Origin of the sequence: Streptomyces sp. NPDC002701 (assembly GCF_042889045.1) — a bacterium.
Lineage (GTDB): Bacteria > Actinomycetota > Actinomycetes > Streptomycetales > Streptomycetaceae > Streptomyces.
Map to the genome: position 1 here is coordinate 294,413 of NZ_JBIAQL010000001.1, position 10,521 is coordinate 304,933.

Annotated in this window: 9 protein-coding genes; 4 read left to right on the plus strand and 5 right to left on the minus strand. The window is 72.8% G+C overall.

Going from position 1 to position 10,521, the window contains the following annotated elements; genetic code table 11:
• Positions 1–498 precede the first annotated feature (498 nt).
• A complete protein-coding gene (locus ACFYXC_RS01275) occupies positions 499–1,299 on the minus strand; it encodes a sugar phosphate isomerase/epimerase family protein (RefSeq protein WP_388916083.1) in 801 nt (266 codons plus the stop codon).
• 114 nt (positions 1,300–1,413) lie between these two features.
• Positions 1,414–2,352 carry a GNAT family N-acetyltransferase gene (locus ACFYXC_RS01280; RefSeq protein WP_388916080.1) on the minus strand — a complete coding sequence of 313 codons (939 nt, stop codon included), beginning with the start codon at positions 2,350–2,352 and terminating at the stop codon, positions 1,414–1,416.
• Between the two features lie 157 nt (positions 2,353–2,509).
• Between ACFYXC_RS01280 and ACFYXC_RS01285 the strand changes: the two genes are divergently transcribed.
• A complete protein-coding gene (locus ACFYXC_RS01285; protein ID WP_389545449.1) occupies positions 2,510–4,003 on the plus strand; it encodes an oxidoreductase in 1,494 nt (497 codons plus the stop codon).
• Between the two features lie 299 nt (positions 4,004–4,302).
• Here the strand turns inward: ACFYXC_RS01285 and ACFYXC_RS01290 are convergent, their stop codons facing one another.
• Positions 4,303–5,355 carry a LacI family DNA-binding transcriptional regulator gene (locus ACFYXC_RS01290; RefSeq protein ID WP_388909112.1) on the minus strand — a complete coding sequence of 351 codons (1,053 nt, stop codon included), beginning with the start codon at positions 5,353–5,355 and terminating at the stop codon, positions 4,303–4,305.
• A gap of 462 nt (positions 5,356–5,817) precedes the next feature.
• On the opposite strand from ACFYXC_RS01290, the gene ACFYXC_RS01295 reads away from it, so the two are divergent.
• From ACFYXC_RS01295 to ACFYXC_RS01305, 3 genes are read left to right on the plus strand one after another with little or no spacing between them, the layout of a single operon-like run.
• Positions 5,818–6,969, plus strand: coding sequence for a Gfo/Idh/MocA family protein (locus ACFYXC_RS01295; RefSeq protein WP_389545452.1), 1,152 nt, complete (start codon positions 5,818–5,820; stop codon positions 6,967–6,969).
• Positions 6,966–8,144 carry a dihydrodipicolinate synthase family protein gene (locus ACFYXC_RS01300; protein WP_389545455.1) on the plus strand — a complete coding sequence of 393 codons (1,179 nt, stop codon included), beginning with the start codon at positions 6,966–6,968 and terminating at the stop codon, positions 8,142–8,144. The genes ACFYXC_RS01295 and ACFYXC_RS01300 overlap by 4 nt, the downstream gene beginning before the upstream one ends.
• Positions 8,145–8,182: 38 nt before the next feature.
• Positions 8,183–8,980: a sugar phosphate isomerase/epimerase family protein gene (locus ACFYXC_RS01305; protein ID WP_389546730.1), complete on the plus strand. Its 798-nt coding sequence runs from the start codon at positions 8,183–8,185 to the stop codon at positions 8,978–8,980.
• 243 nt (positions 8,981–9,223) lie between these two features.
• Here ACFYXC_RS01305 and rbsD read toward each other — a convergent pair whose 3' ends face one another.
• Together rbsD and ACFYXC_RS01315 are read right to left on the minus strand one after the other, a co-directional pair.
• Entirely contained in the window at positions 9,224–9,616 is a 393-nt protein-coding gene (gene rbsD / locus ACFYXC_RS01310; RefSeq protein ID WP_389545458.1) for a D-ribose pyranase, read from the minus strand.
• Positions 9,613–10,518 carry a ribokinase gene (locus ACFYXC_RS01315; RefSeq protein ID WP_389545461.1) on the minus strand — a complete coding sequence of 302 codons (906 nt, stop codon included), beginning with the start codon at positions 10,516–10,518 and terminating at the stop codon, positions 9,613–9,615. Before ACFYXC_RS01315 ends, rbsD begins: the two co-directional genes overlap by 4 nt.
• Positions 10,519–10,521 lie beyond the last annotated feature (3 nt).

Sequence of the window (10,521 nt, forward strand, 5' to 3'; positions counted from 1 at the left end):
ACCGTGGCCGTGGCGCGGGGGGAGGGGCCGTCACCGGCGCTGTCGGAGGGGGGCGCGCCGGTGACGGCATGCTGTCGGCCGCAGGCGGCGGAGAGGGTGGTCAGCATTCGCAGCCAGCAGCGAGGCCGACACCGCACTGCGAAGACTCGTCCGACAGCACACGAATGGGACGAAGAGCAACGCCAACGGGTTCCCCCGACCAAAGGGGCGCGGGGATCGGCGCGCCAAGCCACGACGATCGGTCACTGAACGACGCACCGCAGCCCCCGCAAGGGGCGCGGGGAACGGCGCGCCAAGCCCCAACGAACCCGCACTGGACGACGTACCGCACCCCCGTTCAGGGGCGCGGGGATCGGCGCGCCAAGCCATGCCTATCGGTCACTGGACGACGCACCGCAGCCCTCGCAAGGGGCGCGGGGAACGGCGCGCCAAGCCCCAACGAACCCGCACCCACCCTCCCCACCAGGGCCCCCAAGCCCCCCGCGCCCAACCGGAGGTTCACGCCGAGTCGTTCAACAACCGAGCCAAATGATCCCGCCCTCCCGCCAACAACCCCTCCAGCGGCGCAGCCCCCTCGTACCACCGCTTCTCGTACTCCCAGCACAGCCAGCCGTCCCACCCCTCCCGGGACAGCAGGTCGACGCACTCGGTGAGAGGGAGAACCCCCGCCCCGAGCGGCAGCGGAGCCGTGTCGTCCGGCGACGCGATGTCCTTGACCTGGATGTACCCGAGGAACGGGGAGAGCGCCGCGAAGCTGACCGCGGGCTGCTCCCCACCGAGCCAGGTGTGCATGACGTCCCACAGGGCGCCCGCCTGACGGTGGCCGACCAGCCCGAGGACGCGGGTCGCGTCGGCACCGGTGCGATGCGAGTCGTGCGTCTCCAGCAGGATCCGCACGCCGAGGTCGGCCGCGTACTCGGCCGCCGTGCCCAGCCGGCGGGCGGCCGTCGCGTCCGCGTCCTCGGCGTCCTGGTCCTTCTCGGCGCCGGGAAAGACCCGCACGAACGGGGCGCCCAGGTCCCGCGCCAGTTCGAGGAGTTCACGGATCTCCGCGATCACGGGTTCGTCGTCCCCGGGCACGGCCACGCGCGTGTACCCGGCCAGCCCCAGGATCTCGACGCCCGCCGTCTTGAACTCGGCGGCCACGTCGGCCCGGGCGGTGAGGTCGAGGCCGGTGTGCACGGGCTCCTCGGGATGCACGCGCAGCTCGACGCCGTGGTAGCCGTGGGTGGCGGCGAGCCGCACCACGTCACCGATCGGGAGGCCGGGTACGCCGAGGGTGGAGAAGGCCAGTTTCACGAATCGCACCTTCGCAGTCGAGTTCCGGGGCGCGCCGGTATGTCCGGCCGGGGGTCCCGGGGTGCCCCGGGACAGCGCAGCATGAAACGGACCCTACCCGCCCCTCGCGTTCTCTCACTCCCCGATCCCGTGCAGGTCCAGACGCCAGTCCTGACCGACGAGATCGGCGCCGAAGGAGCGGTGCGGCTTCTCGTCGACCAGCACGAATCCGTGGCGCAGGTAGATGCGGCGGGCGGCCGACAGGACGTCGTTCGTCCACAGGACCAGCTCCCGGTAGCCGACCCCCCGGGCGAACTCCGCGCAGGCGCCCACCAGCCGGTCACCGATGCCGAGGCCGCGCGCGTCCGGCTCGACGAGCAGCAGGCGCAGCCGGGCGGCGCCGGGTGCCTCGTCCCGTACGCACATGACGCAGCCCACCGGGCGGCCGTCCAGCTCCGCGATCCACACCCGCTCCAGATGCGGGTCGTGGTCCTCGGCGAAGTCGGCGACGATCCGGGCGACCAGGCCCTCGTAGTCGGTGTTCCAGCCGTACTCGGCGGTGTAGAGCGCCGCGTTGCGCTGCACGATCCAGCCGAGGTCGCCCGGCCCCGGCGCACGCAGCAGTACGTCCTCGCGGCGCGGCGGCCTGCGCCGGCCGTCGGAGAGGATCTCGCGGATCTCCCGCATCGCCGAGACGAGCCGGGTCCGGTCCCCGGGCGGCACGGTGGAGAGCAGGGCCCCGACCGAGTCCTGCGCGCGCTCGTCCAGCAGGTCGGCGGTCTCCCGGCCGCGGGCCGTGAGCGTGACCCGGCGGCGCCGGGTGTCCTTCTCCGAGGGCGCCCGCTCGATCAGCCCGTCCTTCTCGAACTTGGCCAGCATCCTGCTCAGGTAGCCGGAGTCGAGGGAGAGTTCCGCCCTGAGGTCGGCCGCGTCGGTACGGGGGGAGTGGGCGAGCTCGTACAGGACGCGGGACTCCGTGAGCGTGTACGGCGCGTGGAGGCTGCGGCTGTAGTCGAGCGCGCCGATGAGGTTGGTGTAGAAGCGGTTGAAGGCACGGATCTCTTGGACGGTCATGACACCTGGCACCTGTCTCGTGACGCGGACATCCGGACGGCTGCCTCGGGCAGCCGGTGCAGATCGCTGACTCAGTCAGAGATTATGCCCGCTGGGCCCGGCACCCGGTACGGGTTTTCACCGGTTTCCGGGACGACCGCCCGGATAGCCTTCCGAGGTGCTGCAGTACGACGATCTGACGCGTCCGGAACGTGCCGTCTGGGACGCCTTTCCCGAAGGCCGCCTCGTGGACCTGCGCAGCGGGGTACCCGCGCGGGACGACGCCCGGGAGGGGCAGGACTGGGGCCCCGGGCGCACGGTCCGGGCCGAGGTCCTGGCCGCCCTCCTCCTCGGAGCGAACAGCACCCCGCAGGGCGCGGTGGCGGCCCTGAGCCTCGCGGGCGCGCGGATCACCGGCTCCCTCGACCTGGCGGGCGGCGACATCGCCCACGCGGTCCACCTCACGGCGTGCAGGCTGGAGGGGGCCGTGCGCCTGCGCGGCAGCGCCACCCGGACCATCCGGATGAACGACTGCCACGTACCGGACGTCGACGCGCAGATGGCACGCGTCGAAGGCCGCTTCGACCTGCGCGGGACGACCCTCACGGGCGGGCGGCTCGCCCTCACGAACGCGCACGTCTCCGGTGAGCTGAACCTGAACGGGGCGACGCTGGTGTCCGGCGGCCGGTGGGCCCTGTTCGCCGGCGGTCTCGTCATGGAGGGCGCGGTCTTCTGCCGTGGCGGGTTCACGGCCCGGGGCGGACTGCGGCTGCTCGGGGCGCAACTGCCGGGCGGCCTGTTCATGGACGGGGCGCGGCTGGAGAACCCGGAGGGCGAGGCGATACTCGCCAAGCACGCCACGGTACGGACCGTCGAGCTGACCGACGGCTTCTCCGCGACCGGCGCCGTGTGCCTGCGCGGCGCGCACATCACCGACCATCTGACGCTGAACGGGGCCGCGCTCGGCGAACCTGGCGCTTCCCTGGACTGCTCCCGTATGCAGGCGGCCGAGGCCGACCTCACGCCCCGCACGGCCCCGCCCGGCGGCATCGACCTGCGCGGCGCCCGTATCGAGGTGCTGCGGGACAACGAGGTGGCCAGGTCCGCGGCGGTACGGCTGGAAGGACTCACGTACACCTCCCTGCACGCGGAGGACGCCACGTCCCAGAGGTCCGTGGGCGTGGCCCGCAGGGTGGCGTGGCTACGCGGCTCGCCCGGCTACAGTCCGCAGCCGTACGAGCAGCTCGCCGGCTGGTACCGCATGATCGGGCACGACGACGACGCGCGCCTCGTGCTGCTGGAGAAACAGCGTCACCGGCGGGGCACGCTGCGGCCCCTCGCCCGGATCTGGGGCCATGTCTTCGACGCCACGGTCGGTTACGGCTACCGCCCCTGGCGGGCGGGCGGCTGGCTGCTCCTGCTGTCGCTCATCGGCACGTCGGTCTTCGACGCCCACACGCCCACGCCCAACAAGCGGGACGAGGGGCCTCCGTTCAGCGCCCTGGCCTACACGCTGGACCTGCTGATCCCCATCGGCGGCTTCGGGCAGCGCGGGGCCTGGCACTGGGAGGACGACGGGGCGATGTGGCTCTCGTACGCGCTGATCGCCGCGGGGTGGTTGCTGACCACGGCGGTGGTCGCGGGCGTAACCCGCTCCCTGAACAAATCCTGACCCCCACGGTCCGCGCAGTTCCCCGCGTCCCTGAACAACGAGCCCGTCCGCCGTCCGCGGCCCGGCGGTGGCCGCTCGCGCAGTTCCCCGCGCCCCTGAGTGACGAGCTCGTCTGTCGTCTGCGGGCCGGTGGGGGCTGGTCGCGCAGTTCCCCGCGCCCCTAAAGGGGCGCCCCGGACGAACCCGCGGACAACAGACGAGCCTGCTTTTAGGGGCGCGGGGAACTGCGCGACCAGCCACCGCCGGCCCGCAGCCGCGCAGCCGCGCAACCGCTCAGCCAAGGAGCGCCCAAGGAGTCCTCAGGACTTCTTCGGCGCTCCAGTGGACCCCCGCACCATCAGCTCCCCCCGAATCGTCGCGATCCCCCCGGGCGGCACCTCCTCCCGCCCCATGGCGACCCGCCCGGCCCGGGCCCCCGCGTCCGCCAGCGGCAACCGCACGGTCGTCAGCGAAGGCACCGCGTCGACGCTGAACGGAAGGTCGTCGAAGCCGACGACGGACACGTCGTCCGGAATGCGCAGACCGGAATCCCGCAGCGCCGCACACGCCCCCAGCGCCACCGTGTCGTTGGCGGCGACCACAGCCGTCAACCCCGGCTCCCGCCGCAGCAGTTCGAGCGTCGCCTCGTACCCCGCCGTACGGTCGTAGCGTCCGTGGACGGTCCACGCCGGATCGTCGGCGATCCCGTGCGCGGCGAGCGCGTCCCGGTGCCCCTCCAGCCGGTGCCGCGTCGTCGTCCGCTCCTCGGGCCCCGCGATGTACCCCATGCGCCGATGACCGAGCCCGATCAGATGCTCGGTGAGCTGCTGCCCGCCACCCCGGTTGTCGAAGGTGAGGGCCACCGCGTCGGTGTCGGCCGGCGCCGGCGGCCGCCCGCACAGCACCACCCGCGTCCCCGCCGCCACGAGCTTGCGCAGCTTCGTTGCGACGGCCGCCGCGTGCGCGGTGTTCTCCACGGCCCCGCCCGTGAGCACCACCGCCGCGGCGCGCTGCCGCTGGAGGAGCGTGAGGTAGGTGAGCTCCCGCTCGGGAGAGCCCCCGGTGTTGCACACGACAGCGAGCCGCTCCCCGCCCGCCCGGCCCCCCGGCCCGCCGATCTCGGACTGGATCGCCCCCGCCATGATCCCGAAGAACGGGTCGGCGATGTCGTTGACCAGGATCCCGACCAGGTCGGAGGTGGCGGCCGCGAGCGCGCTCGCGGGGCCGTTCAGTACGTAGTCCAGGTCGTCCACGGCCCGCAGCACCCGTTCACGGGTGGAGGCCGCCACGGGGTAGTTCCCGTTCAGCACGCGCGACACCGTCGCGGGTGAGACCTGCGCGCGGGCCGCCACGTCCGCCAGGGTCACCGTCATCTCGTCGTCCTCCGGTCGCGCATCTCGTCCTCGTCCTCAAAGCCGTACGGAGCCTTACCGAGCCGTACCGGGTCGCACCGAGTCGTCGGCCCGTACCGAGTCCGGTCCGAGCCGCACCGAATCGTCGGCCCGGCCCGGGTCCGGTCCCGAGTCCGGTCCGAGCCCGGACCCGGGTCCGGTCCCGAGTCCGGTCCGAGCCCGGACCCGAGTTCGGTCCCGAGTTCGGTCCCGAGCCCGGACCCGAGTCCGGCCCGAGTCCGGTCCCGGCCCGTCCAGACCCTACGGCCGCGAACCCCCACCCGTTCGCCCCCTCGAACAACTCGTCGCCCCCGCGGTCTTGTCCGATCCGCTGCACAGAGGCTAGCTTCTCCTTACATAGAAAGCGCTTGCTGCACCGCTCACCAGTTACCGAGGTACACCGGCGGGGCCTGCGCGGCGCAGGACGCGTACGAAGGGAATGACGTGACACGCAAGACGGTGCGCATCGCCATGAACGGCGTGACGGGACGCATGGGCCACCGCCAGCACCTCGTCCGCTCGATCCTCGCCCTGCGCGAACAGGGCGGCCTCGACCTCGGCGACGGCACCGTGCTGTGGCCCGAACCGATCCTCGTCGGCCGCCGGGAGCACGCCCTGAAGGCGCTCGCGGACCAGCACGGCATCGCCCACTGGTCCACCGACCTCGACGCGGTCCTCGCCGACCCGACCGTCGACATCTACTTCGACGCCCAGGTCACCTCCGCCCGCGAGGAGGCGCTGAAGAAGGCGATCGCGGCCGGCAAGCACATCTACACGGAGAAGCCGACCGCGACCGGCCTCGACGGAGCCCTCGCGCTGGCCCGGCAGGCCGACGAGGCCGGCATCAAGCACGGCGTCGTCCAGGACAAGCTCTTCCTGCCGGGCCTGCTCAAGCTCAAGCGGCTCATCGACGGCGGCTTCTTCGGCCGCATCCTCTCCATCCGCGGCGAGTTCGGCTACTGGGTCTTCGAGGGCGACTGGCAGTCCGCCCAGCGCCCCTCGTGGAACTACCGCAGCGAGGACGGCGGCGGCATCGTCGTCGACATGTTCCCGCACTGGGAGTACGTGCTGCACGAGCTGTTCGGCCGGGTGAAGTCGGTCCAGGCCCTCACCGCCACCCACATCCCGCAGCGCTGGGACGAGCAGAACAAGCCGTACGACGCCACGGCCGACGACGCCGCCTACGGTGTCTTCGAGCTGGAGGGCGGCGCGATCGCCCAGATCAACTCGTCCTGGGCGGTCCGCGTCCACCGCGACGAACTCGTCGAGTTCCAGGTCGACGGCACCGAGGGCTCGGCGGTCGCCGGCCTGCGCACCTGCCGTGTCCAGCACCGCTCCGCGACCCCCAAACCGGTCTGGAACCCGGACATCCCCGCCACCGAGGTCTTCCGCGACCAGTGGCAGGAGGTGCCCGACAACACCGAGTTCGACAACGGCTTCAAGGCCCAGTGGGAGCTCTTCCTGCGGCACGTCCACACCGACGCGCCCTACCACTGGGACCTCCTGGCCGGCGCCCGTGGCGTCCAGCTCGCCGAGCTGGGCCTGAAGTCCTCCGCCGAGGGCCGCCGTCTCGACGTCCCGGAGATCTCCCTGTGACGAACGGAAGGATCGAACTGCCCGGCCCACACGGCGAACTGCGCGCCTACACCCCGCGCACCGAGCCGCTCGCCGTCACCACCGGCGCCCCTTTCACCTCCCGTACGGTCTACTCGGCGGCCCACGTGGTGGCCGACCCGTACGCCGATGTCTCGCCCGACTCGCCCGCCGCCGTCGACTGGGACGCCACCCTCGCCTTCCGCCGCCATCTGTGGTCCCACGGACTCGGCGTGGCCGAGGCGATGGACACGGCCCAGCGGGGGATGGGCCTCGACTGGGCGGGCGCGGCCGAGCTGATCCGCCGTTCGTCGGCCGAGGCGAAGGCGTGCGGCGGCCTGATCGCCTGCGGCGTCGGCACCGACCAGCTGACGGCCACCGCGGTCGGCTTCCCGTACGACCTGGACGAGGTGCGGGCCGCGTACGAGGAACAGCTCGCCCTCGTCGAGGAGTCCGGCTCGCGGTCCATCCTGATGGCCTCACGCGCGCTGGCCGCCGTCGCCAAAGGTCCCGAGGACTACCTGGAGGTCTACGGACACCTCCTCCGCCAGTCCGCCGAACCCGTGATCCTGCACTGGCTCGGACCGATGTTCGACCCGGCCCTGGAGGGCTACTGGGGCAGCACCGACCTGGACGCCGCGACGCACACCTTCCTGGAGGTCATCGCCGCCCACCCCGACAAGGTCGACGGCATCAAGGTCTCGCTCCTGGACCCCCGGTGGGAGATCGAGCTGCGCCGCAAGCTCCCCGACGGCGTGCGCTGCTACACCGGCGACGACTTCAACTACCCCGAGCTGATCGCCGGCGACGACCACGGCTTCAGCCACGCCCTGCTCGGCGTCTTCGACCCGCTCGGCCCGCTCGCCGCGGAGGCCGTACGGTCCCTGGACACCGGTGACGTGCCAGGCTTCCGCGCACTCCTCGACCCCACCGTCGAGTTGTCGCGCCACCTCTTCCGGACCCCGACCCGCTTCTACAAGACCGGTGTCGTGTTCCTGGCCTGGCTGGCGGGCCACCAGTCCCACTTCACGATGGTCGGCGGCCTCCAGTCGGCCCGCTCGCTGCCACACCTCGCCCGCGCGTACGAACTCGCCGACGGCCTGGGCCTGTTCCCCGACCCGGCGCTGGCCGAGACCCGTATGAAGAACCTGCTCTCCCTGTACGGAGTGAACCAGTGACCGCAGTCGACGACCTCTCCCGCTTCAGCATCAACCAGATGACGGTCAAGCAGCTGTCGATGCCGGAACTGGTCGACGCCTGCCTGGAGCTGGGCGTCCCGGGGGTCGGGCTCTGGCGGGACCCGGTCCGGACGTACGGCCTGGCGGAGACGGCCAAGCTGGTCAGGGAGGCGGGCCTCGCGGTCACCACCCTCTGCCGGGGCGGCTTCTTCACGGCGATCGACCCGGCCGAGCGCGCGAAGGCGCTCGACGACAACCGCCTGGCGATCGACGAGGCGGCCACCCTCGGCACGGACACGCTCGTCCTGGTCTCGGGCGGCCTCCCGGCGGGCTCCAAGGACCTGCACGGCGCCCGCGAAAGGATCGCCGACGCACTGGCCGACCTGGGCCCGTACGCCGAGGAGCGAGGCGTACGCCTCGCCATCGAACCCCTCCACCCGATGTACGCCGCCGACCGCTGCGTGGTCTCCACGCTCACCCAGGCCCTGGACCTCGCGGAACGCTTCCCCGCGCACCAGGTCGGCGTGACGGTCGACACGTACCACATCTGGTGGGACGACCAGGCCCCCGCGCAGATCGCCCGGGCGGGCGCGCAGAGCCGCATCCACACCTTCCAGCTCGCCGACTGGACGACCCCGCTGCCCGAGGGCGTCCTCAACGGCCGCGGTCAGCTCGGCGACGGCTCGGTCGACCTGCGCGAGTGGAAGGCGTACGTCGAGGCGGCGGGCTACACCGGCCCCGTCGAGGTCGAGCTCTTCAACGACGTCCTGTGGGCCAGGGACGGCCGTGAGGTCCTCGCGGAGACGGCGGCGCGGTTCGTGACGCACGCGCTGTGACGCGGTCCGGGGCCGGTACCGGCGCCGCCGGACCCGGCTCGGAGAAACCTCAGAAAAATCTCAAGTGACCGTGCAACCCTCCCCCCACCTCGCGGGTCGTACTTGGCATCAGGACTTCTGGAGGGGATCTGGGGGGATCGCGGGGGTTCTGATTCGGGGGAGGGGCCGAGGGGGCCCGGTCGACGGACCGGGCCCCCTCGAAATATGCCGGGAAGACCCCGCAGCAGATGCCGCGGCGGATGCCTAGAAGAAGACCCCGCAGCGCAGCAGCACGTTCGCGTACGGGCGGACCTCGCCGGTCCGCACGATCAGGCGGGCGCCGGCCGACAGGGCCTTCAGCTCCTCGTGGGAGACGTGGACCAGCGAGGCCGGGAAGCGGTCGGCCAGCAGGGCGGACGCCTCGGGATTCCCCTCCCGCACCTCCTCAGCCGCCGTCGCGCCCTCCACGACCAGTTCGTCCAGCAGCCCTTCCAGGACCTCCCGGAAGGACGGCACCCCGGCCCGGAACGCCAGGTCGACGACGCGCGGCCCGGCCGGGACGGGCATGCCCGCGTCGCAGACCAGCACCCCGTCGCCATGGCCCAGTTCCGCGGTCGCACCCGCCAGATGACGGTTCAGGATTCCGGCCTTCTTCATACGGCGGCGACCTCCTCGGCGGTGGGGAAGGACGCCTGCGCGCCCTCCCGGGTGACGGCCACGGCACCCACGCGGGCCGCGTACGCCGCCGCGTCCGCGAGGGACTCCCCGGCGCCCAGCCGCCAGGCCAGCGCGGCCGTGAAGGAGTCACCGGCGCCGGTCGTGTCCACGGCGTCCACCCGCACGGCCGGGACCCGGACGGTGCCCGAGGCGTCGGCGGCCAGCGCCCCCTCCTCGCCCAGGGTGACGACCACCGAGCGCGGACCGAGCGCGAGCAGCGCCCCGGCCCACTCCTCGGGCGTCTTCCCGGCGTCCGCGCCGAGCACCACCCGCGCCTCGTGCTCGTTCACGATCAGCGGGTCACAGGCCGCGAGCACCGCCGCGGGCAACTCCCGCGGCGGAGACGGGTTCAGTACGAAGCGGCTGCCCGACCGCAGGCCCCGTACGACCTCCTCGACCGTCTCCAGCGGGATCTCCAGCTGGGCCGACACGACCCGGGAGGCCGAGAGCAGGGCCGAGGCCGCCGGCGCGCGGACGTCGTCCGGGGTCAGCCGGCCGTTCGCGCCGGGCGACACCACGATGCTGTTGTCACCGGAGGGGTCCACCGTGATGAGGGCGACCCCGGTGGGCGCGCCGCCGACGAGGACACCGGCGGTGTCGACCCCGGCCGCGCGCTGCGAGTCCAGCAGCAGCCGGCCGTGCGCGTCGTCACCGACCCGCGCGAGGAGCGCCGTACGGGCTCCGAGGCGGGCGGCGGCGACCGCCTGGTTGGCGCCCTTGCCGCCGGGGTGCAGGGCCAGGTCGGAGCCGAGCACGGTCTCCCCGGCGCCCGGCCGCCGCTCGACACCGACGACCAGGTCGGCGTTGGCCGATCCGACCACCAGCAGGTCGTACTCGAACATGGA

What these genes read in the sequence shown, in the direction of transcription:
- ACFYXC_RS01290 (WP_388909112.1), bottom strand. Translation starts at nt 5,355, where the DNA reads ATGACGGTGACCCTGGCGGACGTGGCGGCCCGCGCGCAGGTCTCACCC.
- ACFYXC_RS01305 (WP_389546730.1), top strand. Translation starts at nt 8,183, where the DNA reads ATGACGGTCAAGCAGCTGTCGATGCCGGAACTGGTCGACGCCTGCCTG.
- ACFYXC_RS01280 (WP_388916080.1), bottom strand. Translation starts at nt 2,352, where the DNA reads ATGACCGTCCAAGAGATCCGTGCCTTCAACCGCTTCTACACCAACCTC.
- ACFYXC_RS01315 (WP_389545461.1), bottom strand. Translation starts at nt 10,518, where the DNA reads ATGTTCGAGTACGACCTGCTGGTGGTCGGATCGGCCAACGCCGACCTG.
- rbsD (WP_389545458.1), bottom strand. Translation starts at nt 9,616, where the DNA reads ATGAAGAAGGCCGGAATCCTGAACCGTCATCTGGCGGGTGCGACCGCG.